At 38.6% G+C, this 21,347-nt stretch carries 24 protein-coding genes; 15 read left to right on the forward strand and 9 right to left on the reverse strand.

Annotated features, from left to right (window positions below; translation table 11 throughout):
- The first annotated feature begins 90 nt into the window (after positions 1-90).
- Positions 91-1,404, forward strand: coding sequence for a lysine N(6)-hydroxylase/L-ornithine N(5)-oxygenase family protein (locus tag LCM09_RS18800; RefSeq protein WP_318246536.1), 1,314 nt, complete (start codon positions 91-93; stop codon positions 1,402-1,404).
- A 44-nt stretch (positions 1,405-1,448) separates the two neighbouring features.
- Here LCM09_RS18800 and LCM09_RS18805 read toward each other — a convergent pair whose 3' ends face one another.
- The 3 genes from LCM09_RS18805 to LCM09_RS18815 all read right to left on the reverse strand — a co-directional run bounded on the left by LCM09_RS18805 (position 1,449) and on the right by LCM09_RS18815 (position 3,359).
- Positions 1,449-2,240, reverse strand: coding sequence for an STAS domain-containing protein (locus tag LCM09_RS18805; RefSeq protein ID WP_224885016.1), 792 nt, complete (start codon positions 2,238-2,240; stop codon positions 1,449-1,451).
- Between the two features lie 68 nt (positions 2,241-2,308).
- Positions 2,309-2,581 carry an acylphosphatase gene (locus tag LCM09_RS18810; RefSeq protein ID WP_224885149.1) on the reverse strand — a complete coding sequence of 91 codons (273 nt, stop codon included), beginning with the start codon at positions 2,579-2,581 and terminating at the stop codon, positions 2,309-2,311.
- A gap of 55 nt (positions 2,582-2,636) precedes the next feature.
- A complete protein-coding gene (locus LCM09_RS18815) occupies positions 2,637-3,359 on the reverse strand; it encodes a YwaF family protein (protein WP_224885018.1) in 723 nt (240 codons plus the stop codon).
- Positions 3,360-3,449: 90 nt separating this feature from the next.
- Here LCM09_RS18815 and LCM09_RS18820 point away from each other — a divergent pair, with 90 nt between their 5' ends.
- Positions 3,450-4,001 carry a flavodoxin family protein gene (locus LCM09_RS18820; protein WP_224885020.1) on the forward strand — a complete coding sequence of 184 codons (552 nt, stop codon included), beginning with the start codon at positions 3,450-3,452 and terminating at the stop codon, positions 3,999-4,001.
- A 49-nt stretch (positions 4,002-4,050) separates the two neighbouring features.
- Here the strand turns inward: LCM09_RS18820 and ytvA are convergent, their stop codons facing one another.
- Positions 4,051-4,839, reverse strand: coding sequence for a YtvA family blue-light photoreceptor (gene ytvA, locus LCM09_RS18825; RefSeq protein ID WP_224885022.1), 789 nt, complete (start codon positions 4,837-4,839; stop codon positions 4,051-4,053).
- 237 nt (positions 4,840-5,076) lie between these two features.
- On the opposite strand from ytvA, the gene LCM09_RS18830 reads away from it, so the two are divergent.
- The 6 genes from LCM09_RS18830 (at position 5,077) to LCM09_RS18855 (ending at position 9,378) form a co-directional block, all read left to right on the forward strand.
- Entirely contained in the window at positions 5,077-6,291 is a 1,215-nt protein-coding gene (locus LCM09_RS18830; RefSeq protein ID WP_224885024.1) for an EAL domain-containing protein, read from the forward strand.
- Positions 6,292-6,310: 19 nt separating this feature from the next.
- Positions 6,311-6,712: a secondary thiamine-phosphate synthase enzyme YjbQ gene (locus LCM09_RS18835; protein WP_224885026.1), complete on the forward strand. Its 402-nt coding sequence runs from the start codon at positions 6,311-6,313 to the stop codon at positions 6,710-6,712.
- 2 nt (positions 6,713-6,714) lie between these two features.
- Positions 6,715-7,185, forward strand: coding sequence for a low molecular weight protein-tyrosine-phosphatase (locus LCM09_RS18840; RefSeq protein WP_224885028.1), 471 nt, complete (start codon positions 6,715-6,717; stop codon positions 7,183-7,185).
- Positions 7,182-8,054 (forward strand): fructosamine kinase family protein, encoded by an 873-nt coding sequence (locus tag LCM09_RS18845; RefSeq protein WP_224885030.1) that lies wholly within the window; start codon positions 7,182-7,184, stop codon positions 8,052-8,054. The genes LCM09_RS18840 and LCM09_RS18845 overlap by 4 nt, the downstream gene beginning before the upstream one ends.
- A 73-nt stretch (positions 8,055-8,127) precedes the next feature.
- Positions 8,128-8,529 carry a YtxH domain-containing protein gene (locus LCM09_RS18850; protein ID WP_224885032.1) on the forward strand — a complete coding sequence of 134 codons (402 nt, stop codon included), beginning with the start codon at positions 8,128-8,130 and terminating at the stop codon, positions 8,527-8,529.
- Between the two features lie 18 nt (positions 8,530-8,547).
- Complete coding sequence (locus tag LCM09_RS18855; RefSeq protein ID WP_224885034.1) at positions 8,548-9,378, forward strand: YihY/virulence factor BrkB family protein; 831 nt, start codon at positions 8,548-8,550, stop codon at positions 9,376-9,378.
- A gap of 31 nt (positions 9,379-9,409) precedes the next feature.
- On the opposite strand, the gene LCM09_RS18860 is transcribed toward LCM09_RS18855, so the two are convergent.
- On the reverse strand, positions 9,410-11,323 hold the full coding sequence (locus LCM09_RS18860; RefSeq protein WP_404800866.1) for a heavy metal translocating P-type ATPase: 1,914 nt from the start codon (positions 11,321-11,323) through the stop codon (positions 9,410-9,412).
- A gap of 298 nt (positions 11,324-11,621) precedes the next feature.
- Between LCM09_RS18860 and LCM09_RS18865 the strand changes: the two genes are divergently transcribed.
- Complete coding sequence (locus LCM09_RS18865) at positions 11,622-12,419, forward strand: VLRF1 family aeRF1-type release factor (RefSeq protein ID WP_224885037.1); 798 nt, start codon at positions 11,622-11,624, stop codon at positions 12,417-12,419.
- A 42-nt stretch (positions 12,420-12,461) separates the two neighbouring features.
- Here LCM09_RS18865 and LCM09_RS18870 read toward each other — a convergent pair whose 3' ends face one another.
- On the reverse strand, positions 12,462-13,637 hold the full coding sequence (locus tag LCM09_RS18870) for a class I SAM-dependent methyltransferase (RefSeq protein WP_224885039.1): 1,176 nt from the start codon (positions 13,635-13,637) through the stop codon (positions 12,462-12,464).
- Between the two features lie 101 nt (positions 13,638-13,738).
- Here LCM09_RS18870 and LCM09_RS18875 point away from each other — a divergent pair, with 101 nt between their 5' ends.
- Positions 13,739-14,200, forward strand: coding sequence for a VanZ family protein (locus LCM09_RS18875; RefSeq protein ID WP_224885041.1), 462 nt, complete (start codon positions 13,739-13,741; stop codon positions 14,198-14,200).
- A gap of 32 nt (positions 14,201-14,232) precedes the next feature.
- Here LCM09_RS18875 and LCM09_RS18880 read toward each other — a convergent pair whose 3' ends face one another.
- The gene (locus LCM09_RS18880; RefSeq protein WP_224885043.1) at positions 14,233-14,691 is read right to left on the reverse strand and encodes a TlpA disulfide reductase family protein; all 459 of its coding nucleotides are present in this window, start codon (positions 14,689-14,691) and stop codon (positions 14,233-14,235) included.
- Positions 14,692-14,831: 140 nt separating this feature from the next.
- On the reverse strand, positions 14,832-16,016 hold the full coding sequence (locus tag LCM09_RS18885) for an MFS transporter (protein WP_318246537.1): 1,185 nt from the start codon (positions 16,014-16,016) through the stop codon (positions 14,832-14,834).
- 125 nt (positions 16,017-16,141) lie between these two features.
- Between LCM09_RS18885 and LCM09_RS18890 the strand changes: the two genes are divergently transcribed.
- On the forward strand, positions 16,142-16,528 hold the full coding sequence (locus LCM09_RS18890; RefSeq protein ID WP_224885045.1) for an OsmC family protein: 387 nt from the start codon (positions 16,142-16,144) through the stop codon (positions 16,526-16,528).
- Between the two features lie 27 nt (positions 16,529-16,555).
- Here LCM09_RS18890 and LCM09_RS18895 read toward each other — a convergent pair whose 3' ends face one another.
- Positions 16,556-16,978, reverse strand: a complete 423-nt coding sequence (locus LCM09_RS18895; RefSeq protein WP_224885153.1) for a pyridoxamine 5'-phosphate oxidase family protein — start codon at positions 16,976-16,978, stop codon at positions 16,556-16,558.
- 172 nt (positions 16,979-17,150) lie between these two features.
- On the opposite strand from LCM09_RS18895, the gene LCM09_RS18900 reads away from it, so the two are divergent.
- The 4 genes from LCM09_RS18900 to LCM09_RS18915 all read left to right on the forward strand — a co-directional run bounded on the left by LCM09_RS18900 (position 17,151) and on the right by LCM09_RS18915 (position 21,329).
- The gene (locus tag LCM09_RS18900; protein ID WP_224885047.1) at positions 17,151-18,506 is read left to right on the forward strand and encodes an MATE family efflux transporter; all 1,356 of its coding nucleotides are present in this window, start codon (positions 17,151-17,153) and stop codon (positions 18,504-18,506) included.
- Between the two features lie 176 nt (positions 18,507-18,682).
- Positions 18,683-19,477: a YfkD famly protein gene (locus LCM09_RS18905; RefSeq protein WP_224885049.1), complete on the forward strand. Its 795-nt coding sequence runs from the start codon at positions 18,683-18,685 to the stop codon at positions 19,475-19,477.
- A gap of 94 nt (positions 19,478-19,571) precedes the next feature.
- Entirely contained in the window at positions 19,572-20,360 is a 789-nt protein-coding gene (gene pdaA / locus LCM09_RS18910) for a delta-lactam-biosynthetic de-N-acetylase (RefSeq protein ID WP_224885052.1), read from the forward strand.
- Between the two features lie 99 nt (positions 20,361-20,459).
- Entirely contained in the window at positions 20,460-21,329 is an 870-nt protein-coding gene (locus tag LCM09_RS18915; RefSeq protein ID WP_224885054.1) for a DNA-3-methyladenine glycosylase family protein, read from the forward strand.
- The last annotated feature ends 18 nt before the right edge of the window (positions 21,330-21,347 follow it).

Genomic DNA, 21,347 nt, shown 5'->3' on the forward strand with positions numbered 1-21,347 from the left:
CTTAGTAAGAGGAAACAAAGTTCATAGATTTAAAATGATCATGATTAGGGTAAAACAAGATATGGAAGTGTTTAAGTGGAGAAAAAGGACGTGACGATATTGGATAATGCACGAACGTATGACTTAGTTGGAATAGGGATTGGACCATTTAATTTAGGTATGGCCGCTCTTGCAGAAGAGTTGGATATGGAGGCTATCTATTTTGATCAAAAAGAAGAATTTAATTGGCATCCAGGTATGTTGATCGAAGGGGCAGATTTGCAAGTGCCATTTCTTGCTGACCTTGTTACAATTGCGAATCCCAAAAGTCCTTATACATTTATTAATTTTTTGCACGAGAACGATAGACTTTATCAATTTTACTTCTTTAATAAACTTGATATCCCGAGAAAAGAATATAATGAATATACACGATGGGTTGCATCGAACCTTTCGAATTGCCAATTCGGAACTAGAGTCATCGATGTAACTTACCATAAAGAAAAGCAATACTATGAAGTGGTTGTTGAAGATACGAAAACATCTGATCGTCAGACTGTCAAAACGAAACATGTTGTATTAGGGACCGGAAGTATTCCGAATATACCTGATGGGTTTGATCAGTATCCGATAGAAGATGTGCTGCATACAAACCATTACCTTTACCATGAGAAGCAGCTAAAGCAAGCTGGTTCTGTATCTGTTATTGGCTCAGGTCAAAGCGCAGCTGAACTTTTCTATGATTTACTTATGGATCAGAAACACTATCACTACAAACTGAACTGGTTTACAAGATCAGCAGGTTTCTTTCAGCTGGAATCGGCAAAGCTAGGTCAGGAAGTCTTTTCCCCAGACTATGTTTCTTACTTCCATCGTCTTTCTTTCGAGGAGCGCAAAGATGCTCTATCGACTCTAGGTCCATTAAGGAAAGGCATCGATCCAGAAACGTTGAAAGCTATCTATGATTTGCTTTACCATCGATCATCTGAGGCAAGCTATCCTGATGTTGCAATCCAACCTATGACAGAGGTGAACGGAATTGAGAACGATGGAAAGACCTATCAGTTAGCATGTAGGCAGTGGCAAGAAGATCATGAATTCACAGTGGAAACGGATAAAGTATTGTTGGCTACTGGTTACAAGCCCTATTTTCCTGAATGGTTTACGAAAATGTATGATGAAATCGAGTGGGAAGATGAGAAGAGGTACAAAGTTACTTTAGATCAGCGACTGATTTTTAAAGATCAGAGAGAGAATCACTTCTTCACACTTACAAATATCGAACATTCCCACGGTGCAGGTGCGACGAACCTTGCACTATCCGTTGAAAGAAATAAACGAATTTTGAACACGGTAGCGGGTGAAGAGATTTTTCCGATCAAAACAAATACAGTATTCCAACAGTTCTCAAGTAATAAGATGTAAAAGTTGGAATAGAAAGAAGCTGAAGAGCGTGCTCTTCAGCTTCTTTATTTATCGTCGATTTTCTTAAGGATGAACCCTTCACTTTTCATCACATCGTGGATACCTTGTCTAAACGTTGCGAAAGTAGGTACAGAGGAATCTAAGTCAAGATCAATAATCCATTTTACGATTCGTGATGTAATTCCAACATATACAACATGAATCCCCATCAATTTAAGAGATTTTGTCATCGTTTCAAAAACTGTATTAGCAGATCGATCTGAGAGGTTCGTTAATCCTGAAAAGTCGATCAATACGTAGTCCGTATTTGTTTTTGCACAGTAGTCAAGAACGTTACCGATCAGTTTTTCTGAGCGCCTAACCGTTAGTGTTCCAATCAAAGGGATTAAGATAGCATTATCAAGAACAGTTGGAAGGATCGCATTCGAATACTCATCGATCAGTTTTCTATTCTCATCCATTTCTTTTTGCTTTTCAGTTACATCTCTCCAAACAAGTATGTAACCTTGTTTTTCTTCATGCTCATCTTTGTATTCAGAAATAACGATGTTTGCAGCAAACTTATCAAACAAGGTGATGGTACTCTGGTAGGGTAATTGATGTAACAAAATAGTTGTCTGATGTATAGGATTCTTATGAAAATCATGAATGCTTTTTCCTATTAAATCGGAAGGTGAATCGACAGGTAAATAATCGATGATCGATTCTAATAGAGCACGAGCCTGTTCATTAAACCATGCTATATTAAAACTCGTGTCACAAATAAAGATACTATCACCAATACTATTCAAAACTCTTACCGTTTCATTCTTTTCAAAAAACGAGGTTTTAGCCAATTCGTTTCCACCGCCATATTAATTTTCCACTCTTTTAATAGTATAGATTAATAGAGGTAGAATGAACATCAATAACGAATGGAAAAAGATCCTTCTTCCTGTTTTACTTCCTCTTCATTAGCATCTACATCATCAACAGAAGAAAATGGGCTTCCTTTCTTAACCGATGAAATGAATTGGTTGATTTGTTCTTCTTCACCCTGTGCCTCAATTTCTACCGAACCATCCGTTGTATTTCTTACGTAACCGTTAATATTATACTCAAGCGCTTTTTGCTGAGTAAAAGCTCGGAACCCAACACCTTGCACGCGACCGCTAACGATAAGGTGGTATCGTTTCATCATGATCATCCTTTCGTATATCTGATATATAACCAATTTCCTGTTTTCCTTCGAATTAAACCGGCCGTTTATTCCGATTGATGTAGACAAACGGAAGGTATAGAAGGTGGAATAAAGTGATAGCAATCCCCTCTAAAGATAATAAATACCATGGCCAATTCCCGAGATATGTATAGATCGTATCACTCATAGGCTTTTCCATTAGAAACATATAATTCGAATCGAGAAGACCATTTATTAGAAAGACTAACGTTGTATAAAGGTTTAGAACAACGAACGCTTTCCAAATGGACGTGTACGTAGGGTAATAACCTTCAACTACGATCATAAACCAGGCTGTGACTACGATCGCACCGTGAGCGATAAAGAAATGGAAGAAGCGATAATGCGGAAATGGATAGGACAGCTCAGGAGTAATCATTGCGAGAAGTGCACTACTGCAACCTACGAAAAAGGTAATTTCAAATAGAAACTTATTTTTAGAAATTAACAAGATTACGGCAAGAAAAAGTGAGATGCTACTTAATTGCAATGGCAACGTGTTCGCTATTCTCCATTCACTGTGAAAAATAAACCAAACGTGAAAGCTTACTTCAGAAAGGGCTAATAAGAGTATGACTACAATGCGAAAGGTTATATTATACGGTCGCTTTCTTAGATATTCTCTAAATAGGTAGACCAACACGAATAGAATGAATAGTGTGATCAAAACAAGCAGATGGGGTTTAGAGAAAAGAGAGAATGTCTCATTTATTGTCCAGGTAAGATAAGGGTCCACATTGACACCTCCTTGTTCAAGTAAGCAAAACAGTGTAAAAGAGAGAGTAAAATCGTTAAAATAAAGGTGTGCAACAGAAAGGAGAATGGTATGAAAAGAATACTTGTACTAGACGGTAGTCAAAGGCCCAATGGGAATACGGAGATGTTAACTAGTCATGTGTTAGATGACATCGAACACGCAAAGGTTTATTTAAGGGAATTAGGCATTCGTCCTATTAATGATCAACGGCATGCAGAAGGTGGCTTCACCCCTGTAAATGATGAACATGATAACTTGATAGAAGAAATCATAAATAGTGATATCATCGTTTTCTCCACACCAATTTACTGGTACGGGATGTCAGGGGTAATGAAAAATACGGTCGATCGCTTTTCTCAAGCATTGCGTAATGAACGCTTTGATTTGAAGAATAAATTAGCTGGCAAAGAAGTTTATGTAGTAGCTTGCGGTGGTGATAATCCGAGGTTAAAAGGCTTACCCCTTATTCAGCAATTCCAATACATATGTGATTTTCTAGGAATGAACATGTTGGACTACCTCATCGGACAAGCGGTTAAACCAGGAGAAATTCTGGACGATGTTCGAGCGATTCAGGATGCGCAATCATTAAATACTAAGATTAAAGAAAGTATGAAGTGATTCTGCTAAAAAGCTTTCGAGACGACAATCTCGAAAGCTTTTTTTCCATTTACTTAATTGTGGTCAACGCTTGCTTTACGGATGGAAAACTTTGAATAGATGACAGAGTCAAATCCGAACGAACACTTTCTAGAACAAATTCTGGGCGAACGCCAGAAATTATGAGTGTAGCTCCCATTAATTTGATAAGCTGATCAAGCTGGTAAATGCCATTGTGGAGTTGACTAGTAAAGTGACTCACACCAGATAGATCTAAGATTAAAAACTGGTCTCCACTTTTCTGGATGTGTCTACTTACATTATGATGTAATAATTCCAGGCGCTCATCGTCAATTTCACCTACAAGAGGAACGATTGAAACGTCTCTGTCTATAGGTACGATAGGAGTAGACAGATCTTTTACTTGCTGTAAGTAATGATTAGAACGATCTTCTGCATTTCGGCGCTTCGTTACGTCCTGTTGCACTCCAACGAAATACGATTGGCTTTCACTCTCCATATAAACAGGGAAAATTTGAAGCTCATTCCAGAATGGTTCCCCGTTTTTTCGATAATTCTTCACTTCTACTTTAAGCTTCTCTTTCTTCTTGATCGCATCTCTAACTTGTTTTAACACTTCTTTGTCGGTATCTTCTCCCTGGAGAAAACGGCAATTATAGCCGACAACCTCATCTGCAGTATATCCGCTCAATTGTTCAAAGCCTTTATTTGTGTAGATGATTGGGTTGTCAGGTAGCTCTGGGTCTGTAATAACGACTCCGGTCTCTACAAATTCTATAGCAGTCCTAATAAATTCGTTTTTCTTCATACGTTTGATTTGTTCTTTATTTGCTCTCATTTTGTATGCCCCGCGTTTGTTTTGTCTTCATTCAAATCATCACCTTTTAAACTGATTGTTAGTACTAGTATAAATCTCATCTTTATAAAAACCAATAATTAACCATTTATTCATTTGATTTTTCAGTGAAGTGAATGATCTCATGGGATGAACCAGGTGATGGATAGTATCTAAAAAATCTAAACATTCATGATATAATAACAGTATTTATATCTATAAGTGAGAGGGGGATCAGCGTTGGATGCACTAGATGTCATGGGTAATAAAGAGAAAGCTTTTCCGCATTTTCAACCGATTATTAGCGCAGATAAAAAACAAATTATTGGATATGAAGTACTGGGAAGAATTCAAACAGAAGAAGGAATTGAAGATCTTAGTTTTTTCTTTGAAGATACAACTATTCCAGAGGAGTACATATTAGAAATAGACACTCATATACGGAATTTAGCTATTGAACATTACAAGAGTCATGGAACGGGGGAATGTTTGTTTTTTAACTGTAATGCTAGTCATTTGCTCTATGATCATGGAGAAACAATTACACAGTCATTAGAGGAATATGCTAATTTAGGAATTCCTTATAATCGAATTGTGTTGGAAGTATCAGGATATGATGTGGATGAGGATAATTTAGGTAAGCTTCAGCACCTCTTAACGTACTATAGCAGTCTTGGTGTACAAATTGCGGTTAGTCACTATGGAAATAAGATGAGCAATATTGAAAAGATCGCGATATTGAATCCCAATTTAATCAAAGTGAATCTATATAGCCTTAAAGATAAAGGAATGCCCCAAGAGTACAGAGATGTGCTTTACGCATTATCAATGTTAGGGCGTAAAATTGGAGCTACCTTATTGTTTGAAGGAATCGATGGTCACGGGCAAATGAAATATGCTTGGGAAAATGGTGGTCGGTACTATCAAGGCAATTACATTAAAGAGCCAGGTCCGGTATTTTTGGACAGAGCTCAATTTAAGCCACTACTCTCTAAAGAAATTCATCAATTTATCAACCATGAGCGAAATCGGCTGCTAGCGCTGTACCACTTATCTAGAAGGTTTAATGACCACCTGCAAAAACAAATTAAAATGATTAAGCAGAACGATTGGGATGATATCGTTTCACAAGCTTCAAGATCCTTGAAGGACGCTTGCTTTAGAGGCTATATTTGCAACGAAGATGGTGATCAGGTTTCGTCAAATTATTATCGTAATGATGATGGGAGCTGGGAACTACAACCAGAGTACGTTGGTAATAACTGGAGTTGGCGGCCGTATTTTCTGGAAAATATTATCCGAATGAAACATGAAGGAATCGGGAATCTCTCTGATATGTACAGTGATATCGAGACCAATGAATTGATAAGGACTTATTCTTACCCTATCAACGAAACACATTATTTGTTTCTTGATATACCTTACTTGTATTTGTACGATCGGGATCACCATTAGTATCCAGGAGGGATAAAAAATGCTCAAAAAAACGAATGTAAAAACGACAAAGCGAGATGAAATGATCGATATTACGTCAATTGTTAGAAAAACAATTGAAGAAGAAGGTATTAGAGATGGACTTGTCGTGGTGTATTCAGCACATACGACTGCAGGCATAACGATCAATGAAAACGCAGATCCTGACGTGAAGCATGATATGTTGATGAGACTGGATGAAGTGTACCCGTGGGAACATCCTAAGTATAGGCATGCAGAAGGGAACTCTGCTTCTCATTTAAAAACAAGCACGGTCGGTCCTTCTCAAACGATACTTATTGCAGATGGAAAAATGATTCTAGGTACGTGGCAGGGAATATACTTTTGTGAATTTGACGGACCTCGAAACCGTACTGTTTATATTAAAACGATGGAGGGATAAACATGATTCGAGTATTGTTTGTATGTCTCGGTAATATTTGTAGATCCCCAATGGCTGAAGCGATCTTTCGAGATAAGGTCGCAGAGGCAGGTCTTTCTGATGTGATAAAAGTTGATTCTGCAGGCACTGGTGATTGGCATATCGGTGAACCACCGCATGAGGGAACTGTCGACCTACTTTCTAAGAATAAGATTAGTGTTGAGGGGATGCAGGCACGCCAAGTGAAAAAGGAAGACCTAGACACTTTTCAATATGTTGTGGCGATGGATGCGGGGAATTTAGGAGAACTGCACAAGTTGGCAGGCCTCACGAATACGAGTTCGATCTCAAGGCTGATGGATTACGTAGAAGAGTTTGAAATCGAAGATGTTCCTGATCCATACTTCACGGGTAATTTTGATGAGGTTTATGAGATGGTCGAAAAGGGTTGCGATAATTTATTTCAACACATTAGAGAAGAAAGCGGTCTATGATACAACCTGTTCAAGCTGCTCTAAAAGCATATGGTGATGAAGGTGAAATCAAACGATGGGACTCCGTGTCAGGAGGCTCCATCAATGACACGTATTATGTGAGAACAAAGAACAGAGAGTATTTTGCGAAGTTCAACCCAACCGCTGAGAGCGATTTTTTCCAGGCGGAAGTGGATGGTCTTACAATTTTAGAACAGAACGGTGTCCCTGTACCTAAACCTCTTTTCAATTATAAAGGTGGAGTAGGTAAGAACGTCCTGCTATTGGATTGGCTTGCTCCAACTACCAGTGTGAAGTCTGACAATAAGCTTGGAAGTGTCGTTGCAAACATGCACGCGTGCCATAGTGAAAAAGCTGGATTGTCACATTCTAACTTTATAGGCGAACTACGACAATGTAACGACCAAAAAGATGATTGGGTGGAATTTTATCGCGACCTCCGACTAGGTTACTTACAGAGTGTAGCAAAGGAGAAAGGCTTGTTAACGAAAGAAAGGCAGTCTCGTTTGACAAGGCTAAGAGAAAATCTCCATACCCTCATTAACCATAATCCACAAAAGTCGTTATTGCACGGTGATCTCTGGGGTGGAAACTGGTTGAATGGTAAAGGTGGGAAGCCATACTTAATCGACCCTGCAGTTTATTATGGCGATAGGGAAGTAGACATCGCTTTTACATATTTATTTGGAGGGTATTCAGAGGCTTTTTATCAACAATATGAAGAAGAGTATCCATTGGATAAAGGGTTCGAAGATCGCTTCCCGATCTATCAGCTGTATTATCTTCTTGTTCATCTTGTGATATTTGGGGAAAGCTATGGAAGTGCGGTTGACCGCATCCTTAAGCGCTACACCACTATTCATGTTTAGTATGTGAGGTTTGATGGTACGTATTTTAGGGAAAATAATCGCAACTTTGTGAAATTAAAGGAGGTAATATTAAATGAATCAGACATATCAGACGAAGAACGAAAATAAACTTTTTAAAGCTGTCCTAATCGGTGGTCTAGCAGGAGCCCTTATTTCTCTTTTGGATCGAGGAACAAGACAATCGATTAAAGAAGGATCAAAGCGCACAGGTGAGGTGCTCCGAGAAGTAAAGAATAACCCTTCATATTATTCGAATAAGGTTAAGCAAACGGTTGAAGACGCTGGGGATCTCATGAAAGAGGTACAGGATGATATCAATACACTTTCAAAGAAATTCAGCGGATTAAAAGATAGTTCAGTCGAAGCTCTAAACATCGTTAAAGAAACCCAGAAAGACATTAAGGAAATAGGTTCTAGGGTAGTTGAAGCGGGAGAAGAATTGACGAAAGACCATAACGACCAAATTACGCACTAGATAACTTCAGGAGGGTATATGGTGAATTTATCAGTACTCAGTTTTAGTAAGCAGCTTTTCTTGAGGATAAAGGAACATCAGGTTACAGATTTGGCTGCGCAGCTTGCGTACTATTTCTTGTTGTCTCTTTTTCCTTTCCTCATTTTCGCCATAACCCTTCTGGCTCATTTCGATTTCTCGAAGGATCAAATCCTTGAATTAATTGCTCAGTACGCACCCTCGGAATCTTTCGTCACGATTCAAGAGAACCTTATTCTCGAAGATGGTGCACGGAAAGGATTGCTTTCGTTCGGAATAATCGCGACGATCTGGTCGGCGTCGAATGCAATCAATGCCATTATCAAGTCCCTGAATCGAGCATATAACGTAGATGAAAGCAGGAATTTTCTTCTCGCAAGAGGGCTTTCTGTCTTATTGTCGCTCGCTATGATCTTCGTTATAGTCGTGGCATTATTATTGCCGGTATTTGGAGAAATGCTTTGGCGATTCTTCGTTGGGTTCTTTGCAATACCAGAGTCTTTTAGTTTTATGTTTACGCTGATTCGGTGGTTTTTAAGTCTTTCCATCATGATTATCGTGTTTATGTTCATTTATTATTACGCTCCTAATAAACGGCTGCATTATAAAGACGTTATGATAGGATCGGTTACTGCTTCAGTCTTATGGCAGCTCGTTTCTTTTGTCTTCTCTTACTACATAAATAACTTTGGGAATTACTCTGCAACGTATGGCAGTTTAGGTGGGGTCATCGCTTTAATGTTGTGGTTTTATTTAACTGGCCTTGTCATTGTTGTTGGAGGAGAAATAAATGCTACATCCAATTACTTCAGAAGGAATAAACCAACATAAAACAGCAGCCTTTCTAGGGCTGCTGTTCTCTTTATTTCAATAAGCGTAAACCATTGAGTATAACAAGTATGGTACTACCTTCATGGCCGAGAACTCCGAGAGGGAGGGTCAAAAATTGAAAGAAATTAGATGCGATCAACACGAGTATGACGAGAATGGAGAAAGCAACGTTTTGTTTTACGATTGTGTTTAATCGATTCGATAAGCTCACGGCACGAATCAATTTGGCTAGGTCGTTCTTCATAAGGACAACATCTGCTGTATCAAGTGCGACATCCGTTCCTTGGCCCATAGCGATTCCTACATCAGAGGAAGCGAGTGCTGGAGCATCATTAATGCCATCTCCTATCATGCCAACAGAACCATATTCTTCTTTGAGCTGTTTGATGCGTGTGACTTTATCTTCGGGTAAACAGTTTGCATAGTATTTCTCAATCCCCACCTCTTCAGCGATCGCTTTTGCGGTTTCTTCACTGTCTCCGGTAATCATGATCGGTTCAATACCTTGTTTCTGCAAATCTTTTACCATTTTGATTGAGGCTGCACGTACCTGATCCTTAAGGGCTATGATACCAGCTATCCCTTTTTCATCAGCTGCAACAACAAGGGTCTTACCTTCTTGTTGCAGTTTTTTGTATTGGTGGTCAAACAAAGAGAAGCCGGCTGATTCTGAGAAGAATTCACGTTTACCGACTTTCCACTGTGTTCCTGAAACACTCGCTTGAACACCCCAACCTGAATGGTCTTCCATATCTTCAGGTTCAATCCAAGCAAAGTTACCTGCAGATTGAACGATGGCTTTTGCGAGCGGATGTGTTGATTGTCTTTCAATGGAAGCAACAGTTCTCATGAAAGTATCTTCATCAATATCTTCTCTCGTGATCACATCAGTGACTACGGGATTTCCTTCCGTAAGTGTGCCTGTTTTATCAAGTGCAATGGCTTTAATGGAACTAAGTTGTTCGAGGTGGACGCCCCCTTTAAACAATATGCCATTCCTTGCTCCTAATGAGATCGCTGAGAGAGTAGCGGGCATGATTGCTGCAACAAGAGCACATGGTGAGGCTACTACAAGGAATACCATAGCTCGGTAAATTGTTTCCTCCCATGACCAACCAACTAAATAATGGGGGAGAATCATAAGAAGAGCGCCGATAAGAAGTACGATCTTTACGTACCAACCTTCTATTTTTTCAATGAACAATTGCGAAGGGGCTTTTTGGTCTTGTGCTTCTTGTACGAGAGCAATTATTTTTTGGAAAACAGTATCTTCGTTTCTTTTCGTCATCTTAATTGTTAAATGACCAGATATATTTAGTGTTCCAGCGAACACTTCATCGTCAATTCGTTTAATGACGGGGATAGACTCACCTGTAATAGCTGATTGATCAAGTGACGTTTGTCCTTTGATGATCATACCATCAGCTGGCACACGCTCCCCTGGTTTAATCAAGATGGTGCTATCGATTGTTAGTTCTGATGCTTGAATGACTTTCTCCACACCATTTTCGATGATGGTAGCTGTTTCTGGTTGTATGTCCATAAGAGATTGTAGTTCACGTTCACTTTTGTTTAGCGTATATGTTTCGAGCGCACCACTTATTGCGAATATGAAAATTAGAATGGCACCTTCTGTCCAGTACCCAATCGAAGCAGCTCCAATGGCGGCAATAATCATAAGCAATTCAACATTAACATCTTTATCGGCAATTGAATCTTCAATGCCTTCTTTCGCTTTAGCGAACCCGCCAATGACAAAAGCTGTGATGTAGAGACCTGCTTCTGCGAAAGAAGAGATGTCGCTTTCAAGTAACCAGGTTAAGGCGATAATACAACCACTAAATAAAGCTGCTATAAGTTCACTATGTTGTTTGATGGTATCCCACCAAAGAGAAGTATGAGACGGATAAGTATCGGTTTGGACATTCACTTGTTGCATTTTCATGCCTCCTTATTACTTTCTAATTGAGAAAGATAGTCATAATCAATCTATCTAAATGCTCCTATTTGCAAATAACCATGAAGATATTAGCCTATTAAGTTCGTTTTTGTAACTGTCAATTGAGAATGCTTTTCACTAGATTAGAATAATTATTATCTTTTAGTAATTTTATTCTATCACATGATATTCATAGTTACTATACAAAAGGAATGTATTCAGTTACATATTTTCATGTTTAAAACTGCCAAATAACAGGGAATCCATTTTATAAGTAAGCAAAAAGTTAAGGAGGATCATCGACATGTTATTAACAGAGAAATTGAATCAAATCAAACGAGCACAAGTACAAAAGCCAGATAAAGTGTTTACTCTATACTTAAATACAGACCGTCGCGATCCAGATCGTCAGCATGGCGAATGGAAAATTCAATTGAAGAATGGTTTCCGAAACTTTGAAGACTACTTAAAAGAAAGTGGCAATAAAGAAGAGCAGGAAAACTTCAATAAAGTAAAAGAAAAAGTACAGGAAGAGATCGACGCTCTCGAACATGATTTAAATCGAGGTCTAGTGATTATTGCATCTTCAGATGATCAAATCTGGTTCGTTGAACGCACTCAGGTGCCTGTTACAACAAACCTATACTGGGAAGAAGAACCACAGCTCGACCAGCTTGAAGAATTAAGTAAGGATTATCCAAACACAGGAATCATTCTTGTGCATTATGATTATGTACGTATTCTTGAAACGGAACTTGGTTTCCTTACGAAGAGTGAAGAATATGCATGGGACCCAGATGAGGACAATTGGAGAATTTACGAAGGTACGACAGGAAGCGAGAATACACCTGGTAACGGAAGTACCGCTCAACGTGAACTATTCGAGGATCGAGTTAAGGCGAATCGAGAAAGATGGTATAAGTCGATGGCTTCGAAGCTTGATAAAAAGTCCAAAAATCGCGATTGGGAGAAGATTTACGTAGCTGGTGAAAAAGAAGAAGCGGAAGAGCTTTCGAAGCTCATGAACAAAGAAACAGAAATAGTTGGGAAAAACTATGCTGACAAACGAGATGATGAAGTACTAGAATTACTCGTTTCGTAACAAGAGCAAGGTAAAGAAAAAGCACCTTTAAAGGTGCTTTTTCTAGTTTGAACGCTCAGCTCTTACAGTGAAAAGCTTAGGGATACCCCGATCGTTCATCTTAATATTAGGTTCTTCTACAACTTGTTTTATGATGAGCTCTTCATCTGCTAGACTAGTCAATACCTCTCCAAGTGTCCACTTTCGTTGGAGCACCGCGTTTGCATTCTCCTTTTCATTCGTAAGGTGTTTTGAATATGCAACATTCGTTCTTTGAATCGTTGGATCAAAATAATTCCCATCTACTTTATGCTTTTTACCTTTTGAGGTGATGAGCTTTGTAGAGATAGGGTGAAATTCTTGAAGGATAAAGTGGCCGCCAGGTTTGAGTATTTTATTTACGATATGGAACAGTGGATGCAAATCTAGGAAGTAGTGGAGAATACCTAATTCCATTACAACGATGTCATATTGATTATGATGTTCAGGCCCTAGATTTAAAATATCTGAAATATAATAGGTTAGATCAACAGATGCAGCCTGAGATAGCTCTTTTGCATAACGTTCGTTCTCATAAGAAAAGTCGATCACAGTTACATCGGCACCAAGTAGTCCCATAGCAGTTGCTTTCATTCCGTGGGACCCCATCAGGTTAGCGATGCGTTTCTCTTTCAACTCTGGTAGATAAGGCAGGAGAGACTTTAGTTTTCCTGAAGGATTGCTAAGAAGTTTGTCTGCAACGTCTTTAGGTGCGCCATGTCTGTTTAATAATGCTTCGTAATTCTGCTGGTTCCAAGCTTGTTCATTCTGTTGTGTTATTTTATCTTGCAAATTTCTTAAAAAGTTATTAACCAGGGGTGTCCATACAGAGTTACGTTGATAGTGGTAAAGAGACACACTAGGAATGGTGCGGTTTTCTATTGGAACGTGAATTAAGTATGGGTTCGTGCGAATCACTGTATTGTATTCACATTGAATACTGACTGGATAATCATCTATATTGTATGTTGCAATGGATTTATCATCAGTATGTTTGAGATTAGCTTGACCATAATGGTTATTGAAAGTTGAAATAACGGACTCAAAGCCGTCCCACTGGATCGAAACAGTTATAGAATTACAATCCTCCATAACACCTTGCAACCATAGAGCTGTTTGGTCTATGTAGAAATAGGGAATTGATTGGTCATCTAGTGCCGAAGAAAGCTTTAGCACCGTGCTGGTTAGTTTATCGGGCATCTTACCACCTCAATTTAGTTACATGAACTTAGTTTGTATAGAATACTATAGCATAACGATCGCTCATAAGCATATGGAGGATAGGGAGAGATAAAGGAATCATGCAGACTCAAAATGAAGACATTCAAACAGATAATAAATGGATGCGGAGAGGGAGTAGTATTGCGCTCTTTATTTACCTGCTCGCTCTCGTGTACAGTACTTTATTTATTTATAATTACTACCCATACGGAAAATCCGTCAATCTTGTCCTATTTGATAGCATTAAGTTAATGTGGGAGAGTGGTAGCTACTGGTTGATCCTCAAGAACATAATAGGCAATATTCTTCTATTTATGCCACTTGGGTTTTTGGTGCCACTTGTTCATAGGAGATGCAGATCTCTTTTTGTTATTGCAATGATCGGCTTCACGATTAGTACGATGATCGAATTGCTTCAATATTTTGCTGCACAGCGTATTTTTGATATTGATGATATTTTGTTAAACGGTCTTGGAGCTGTTGTTGGATATGGGGTGTATGGGGTTTGTTTATGGGTATATAGAAAAGTAAAGAGAAAATGAAAAGGCAGCTTATAGAAGCTGCCTTTCTTCATTTATTCTGCTTTTTTCGCTTTGTCTAGAAGCTTAGTGATTCGCTTCGTTAGCATTTTACGTCCTTCGCCCCCAGCTTGGAAATGGCGAAGTTTACCTTCAGAATCAAATACGTAGTACGCAGGTACGTATTGATTATCGAACGCATCTGTTAATTTATGATCACTATCAACAAAGATTGGCTGAGTGATATCGTGCTGATCAGCTACTTGTTTGATTTCATCTAAATCTAAGTCTTTCTCTGAGCGAGGCATATGAACGGCGATGACGTTTAGGTCTTCGCTATATTCATCTCGGAACTCGTTTACCATCGGCATTGCTTCTTTACAAAGACCGCAGCTGATTGACCAGAAATGAACAAGTGTAAGAGGCTTGTCTCCTACTAAATCACTTTTAGAAACTTCTCCATTAAACCAAGTCTTTGCACCTTCGAGTTCAGGCATTTCTTCGCGTAGTTTCATAAGGTATCGACTCCTTTTATTGTAATTTATTTATAATAATTATTAGTTAATCACAATTATTATTATAGTATATTCATATCATAAGTCAATAAGGATGCTTTCTATATAGTATTAAAGTGGCTTGAAAAGTTTCAGCTTACTCATAAATTAGTCGAATAACGCGGTTCAGGTTGTTCAGACGTGTTATGGAAAGCAATTCCTAAGAACAAGATGATTAGCATGCCACTAATAACGTAAAAGATACTACCTTGTTCAAAAAGATCAATAAATACACCACCAAGAAATGGACCGAGAATACTACCTAGCCCAAAGAAGATTCCTGCTAGGATATTTCCTGTTGGCAATAGGTCAGTAGGAAGAAGGTCAGCTAGGTACGTAATACTTAAAGAAAACAGTGATCCTACTGTCATCCCTGAAATAAACAACAATACAAAGAGAACCGGTAGTGAAGTTGTGAATATTGCTCCTGATAAGCAAATCCATCCACATAAAATACTTACTAGGAGTACGCTTTTACGACCAAGCTTATCGCTTAGTATTCCAAGCGGCATTTGAAAGATTAGGCTACCGACAACGAAAGAAGGGAGTAGGATTGAAACAGCATTCACATCCATTCCTATACGAAGTGCATACACTGGGAAATTCCCATGCAACGATGCTTCTAGGAAACCATACCCGAATGAAGGTAACAAAGCTGCCCAACCAATTTTCAGCACACTCCAGTACTTCATAATTACTCTTTCTGACCCAGTATTAATGGAATCAGGATATTCGTTACGTATTTTGACTAGTAGTACCCAGGTTAGGAGTGCAAGTCCAGACGCTATAAGAAATGGAAGGTAGATCGATATATCTACTATCCTTGTTGAAAGAGGACCAGCTGCAAACCCTAGCCCGAAAGAAGAGCCGTAAATCGCGATGTTTCTACCACGTTTTTCTTTAGGAGTACTTGTTGTGATCCATAGCTGTGTCGCAAAGTGAAGTAGATTATCTCCTATCCCCACGATTACGCGTAGGATAAACCAGAACCAGAAAGCTTGCCAGATTGGAATGAGTGCAATCGAAATGGCTACTAACAATAAACCACAAGAGATTGCTGGCTTGTATCCATACTTTCTTACAGGTTTCTCAATAAAAGGTGAGGCGAATAATATTCCTATATAAAGAGCAGATGCATTAAGACCGTTCATGCTTGATGAAACGCCAGCTTCTTCTAGTAAAATTGATAAGAGCGGCAAGAGCATCCCTTGGGAATATCCAGAAATAAAAACAATGGTAATCAGTGTTATAAAACGGTAACGATATTGTTCCATCAACTTCTTCACGCTCCATAAAAAACGACAATCATATGAGTGCCATTATAATGGAAAAGGTTGAAAAGAACCACCATTCGCATTTCAGCGTTCTCTGATTTAAAATAGAGATATTGAATGCAAAAGGGAGTGGAATTATGGAATTCAATATGAAGAAGGAAGAGATAGGTTTTACAGCAAATTTCGAATACGGCACGCTACATATTTCAGGTGATGAGCAATCCGGTTTCAGACCATATCAACTTTTAGTCTCTTCAATTGCAGTATGTAGTGGCGGTGTTCTTCGTCAAATCTTAGATAAAAAGCGGATGAAGTACGAAGACATCCACATTAGTGCTGATGTTACCCGTAATGAAAAAGAAGCAAATCGAGTAGAAGCGATTCATCTTCATTTCACATTAGAAGGTGACTTGGATGAACATAAAATAGAAAAAGCACTTGAATTAACAAAGAAACATTGTTCGATGGCTCAATCCGTAATTGGGAGTATCGAGCTTGAAGAGACGTTTGAAATTAAGAAGTGACACCAGACTCTGGTGTCACTTTTCTTTCTATAGCTCTAGCGTTTCGGGAGTATTTTCCCCTTCGTTCATTAATCGAATCGTTTCAGGAGTAATTTTCAGCACGATGTAGTTAGGGTCTTCAGGAGATTCGAACCACTTACTTAACATGTCTCCCCAAAGTTTCTCCTTCGTTTCTTTTGAATCATCGATTTCAACCGTGCCTTGCACTTCAATATAGCGATCGTTCCAACCTTTTCCATCATATCCGAGTAGAACATGGACGTTGTGGTTTTCTTTAATATCTTCAACTTTATGAGTTTCTCTGCTTGTAGGCGTCATCAAAGTGAGATCTTCATGGAAAAAAGTCATGAAGCGTGAGTGGGGTTTATTATCCTTTATCGTACTGAGAGTACCTACATAATCAGACTCTAAAATCTCCAATACTTTATTCTTTACTTCAGTTTGAGACATTGACATAATAATTCTCCTTTCAATATCGACGCTAATCTTAATCTTCCTTTATTGAGCAATTCTAAAACAAGATAATGTGCCATTATTTGCAAAGTGTGCCTTTCTGTTTTTCAAACACGCTGCATGGGTATACCATATAGAGACTTACTACAAATCAAAGAAGGTAATAAAAATGAATAACACCTATGATTTTACTAAGGGAAGCATTACCAAGCAGATGATTTTTTTCTCACTTCCCATATTTTTAACCAATATGCTTCAAACATCCTATCAATTTATTGACAGTCTCTGGGTTGGGAACTTACTTGGTTCCGGTGCACTCGGAGCGATTTCTCTCGCAGCACCAGTTATTTTTACCGTCCTGTCATTTATTATAGGTGTGAACAGTGCGACACTTACCGTTTTATCTCAGAGAAAGGGTTCTAATGATGATGAGGGGTTAATCGAATCATTGAATGCCTTTGTTGTAGTACTCACCGTCTTGTCTATAACGTTTGGAATCATTGGCTTCATATTTACAAATCCGATATTGAAATTTCTAGGAACTCCGGATGATATATTTGAGAGCACGAAAGTTTATTTGCGAATTAATTTTCTAGGGATACTTTTTTTATTTGGATACAATTTTATTGGAACGGTTCTTCGTGCACTAGGGGATAGTAAAACGCCGATTCGTTTCGTATTAGCTGCAGTTATTCTTAACGCAGCATTAGATCCTTTGTTTATTGCTTATTTTGACTGGGGAATTGAAGGTGCAGCTTATGCGACGATTATCGCTCAAGGTGCAGCTTTTCTATATGGCATTACCTACTCAGTTTTGAAGTCAAAAGTGCCGTTTACAGTGCCACATTGGCCCGATGCAAAAGAAACGAAACGCATCACGAAGCTAGGGGTGCCGGCCGGTTTGCAAATGATGACGATCTCAGCAGGAGTAACTGCAATTATGGCAATCGTTGCAAGTTTCGGTACCCAGGTCGTAGCTGGTTTTGGAGCCGCACAGCGGTTAGATCGTGTCATCATGTTGCCAGCGTTTACGCTAGGCGCAGCGGTTAACAGTATGGCGGGACAAAACATTGGTTCTGGTAAATGGGGACGAGTTTCTGCCATATCCAAGAATGGCATTATCCTTATACTGAGTGTTTCGTTTACGATTAGTGCTATCATCTTCTTTAGTGCTGAATCACTTGTATCTTTATTTATCAATGATGCTGAAACAATTGCCTTTGGAACCACATACCTGAAGACGATTGCTTTCTTTTACCCGTTTCTAGGAATTAACTTTGTATTGAATGGTGTTGTAAAAGCAGCAGGTGCGATGGTACAAGTGTTGATTCTGAATATCATTTCGTTCTGGATTTTACGAGTACCGTTGACCTACTTATTATCAGAGTGGCTTGGTGCAAATGGGATTGCTTATGGTATAGGAATCAGCTTTGTCTTATCGAGTATCTTTGCGATCACTTATTATAAGTATGGTAAGTGGAGAGAAATTGAAATATTTGAGCAAGAAGAGGCAATAGAGAAATAACTACTTTTTAAGCTGCTGAGCATTGCTCGGTGGCTTTTTTCATTAGGCGATCAGTTGAAAGAGAGAAGATTTAAGGGATGTTGGATAAAAGCTCACCAACTTGAAAAAAATACTTATAAGAGTCTACTGTACTTTTGCTTTTCGAAAAAAGATGCAGACAAAAGGAGAATCTAGAAATGAAGAAAATAGCTCTTATGATTATTCTTCTGACAGTCATCCTTCCAATGAATACGATGGCAAAGGAAGCAACTCAAGTCGCTAAAAAACAGGCTATGCAAATACCGGATTCGGTAGTGAATATCTCTAAAGAAAACACATATCCAAATCCAACCCAAGATCAACCGACGCTTCAACCTAGTGAGTTAACCAGAGAACTAATCGATTCGACAGACGTTAAGATCGAAAACCCACAGCTCATCCAAATCTTGAATGATTCACATATTTCTCCATCAAAAGTTGCGATCGGCTATCGAGCAAGCATTTATCTTGGTAAATGGCCGTTGATGTATGAATCTCAAGAAACGAATGTAAATTGGCAATATAAGCAAGCAAACGTTAACCGCTACGATAATAGAGGTGGAAATGGCACTGCGAAGATGTCATATCGTCAAGAAGAAGAAAAAAGCGTTAGTGGAGGATTAACAGCTTCGATTCCTTCAAGTGATGATGTTAAGAAAATGATGATGATGAAGGCTTCGGAAAAAACAAAGTTATCGCTAGCATTCCAAACGATTATTGGAAAAGGTACTAGAAAAAACAATGTCTACAACATAGCTCCACTGCATTACGGCACCCTTTCAAGCTATGTACCAGCTGTAAATGAAAAAGGAAAAGTGACGTATGGAGAAGTTTACCTCGTGCTAAAAGGAAGTAAAAAAGGCATTGAAATCAGGAATGTGACACAACAAGGCATTGGCGCATGGATTCCGGTACAGGACTACTTGAGCTTCGAATTTAATACACAAAAATAACCAGCAGCGATGCTGGTTATTTTTTTGAAAGAACACGGAATAGAATCGTTCTGACCAAGCAAACTAATGAAAAGCGCACAAAAAGGAGGGTAAAATGAAATATATTGCAATGATTTTAGCACTTGTTACCGTATTTGTATCAACAGATGTACAAGCTATCGATAATCAATCACATGATTGGTACTTTAAACGAAGTAAAGACCATGCTCCTGCAACCACAGAGCCACAATTTGAGCAAATGCTTAAAAAATACGGTGGGTATTTTATAGGAGATACAGATAAGAAAGAACTTTATGTCACATTTGATAATGGCTACGAAAATGGTTATACCGTTAAGGTGTTGGATGTATTAAAGAAAGAAAAAGTACCTGCTGCATTTTTTGTTACAGGGTACTATTTAGAAGATCAGCCAGACCTTATTAAAAGAATGGTTAAGGAAGGACACATCGTAGGAAATCATTCCTGGAATCATCCGGACATGACGGCGATTTCAGATGAGAGGGTAAAGAAAGAATTAAAACGCGTGAAGGAAGAATATACTCGCATCACTGGAGATAAGACGATGCTATATTTGAGACCACCACGTGGTGTGTTTAGTGAGAGGTCTCTTGCCATATCTCAAGATGAAGGCTATATCAATGTTTTCTGGTCACTTGCATATAAAGACTGGGAGACAAACAATCAGAAGGGTAGTCAATACGCTTATGATTCCATTATGAAGCAAGTACACCCTGGTGCGATTCTCCTTTTACATTCTGTTTCAAAAGACAATGCAGAGGCATTAGAACGAGTTATAAAAGACCTCAAAAAAGAAGGGTATACGTTCAAAAGCCTCGATGAAATTACTATTAAACGTACACTTCCAAACTTATTAGCACCGTAGAGCTGCCAGAAATGGCAGCTTTTTTTGATTAGTCATGATATCTGGTATTGACGCCTGTAGTTTGCGATAATAAAGCTAACAAAAGACTGGGGGAATTACATGTGGTCAGAGGTAGTACGTCCAGAAGCGCCTTACTCGATTGATCGTTTGTTCAGTCGACTGAGTATGGATCCGCTGCAAGCGATTAACAGAACGGATAAAGAAATTAAAATTCCTTTAGTAATCGATTATACAAAAGAAGTGATCACCATAAACGCTTATGGAGATGAAAATGATCCTTCTTTTCACATAAGCGGTGAATTAGAGGAACATAAGCCCACATCGATACAAAAAGTGAAAGACATGTTTGATTTGGAAATGGATACTAAAGGGATCATGGAGCATTTTGAAGGCACAGAACTTCAAGACTTTGTTGCTAACTATATTGGCATGCCTATTATTTGTGAACCTGATACGTATAGTGCGTTAATGAAAAATATCGTTCATCAACAGTTAAATATGAAGTTTGCATATACCTTAACTTATAGGTTCGTTACCAAGTATGGAGAAAACAAAAACGGCGTATGGTATTATCCTACCCCAGATGTCGTAAATAAGCTTAGTGTAGAAGAACTTCGTGAGCTCCAATTTAGTAATAGGAAAGCAGAGTATATTATTGATATTGCAAAGAAAATTTATGAGGGGAACCTTGATTTACAGCAATTGAACGAGCTCACAAATCAGGAAGTGTACGATGAACTATTGCCTCTTAGAGGTGTAGGACCATGGACAATCGAATGCGTTCTTTTATTTGGACTAGGAAGAAAAGACATCCTTCCTGCAGGTGATGTTGGGGTGCAAAATGCCATGAAGAAACTGTTCGATCTATCTTCAAAACCTTCAAAAGAAGAGCTTTACGAGTATAATGAAAGGTGGTCCCCGTATTCGAGTTATATTTCCATGTACTTGTGGGAGAGTTTGAGCGGTTAGATATAAGGAGAGATTTGA

Origin of the sequence: Guptibacillus algicola, from assembly GCF_020171805.1 — a bacterium.
GTDB classification, from domain to species: domain Bacteria; phylum Bacillota; class Bacilli; order Bacillales; family Guptibacillaceae; genus Guptibacillus; species Guptibacillus algicola.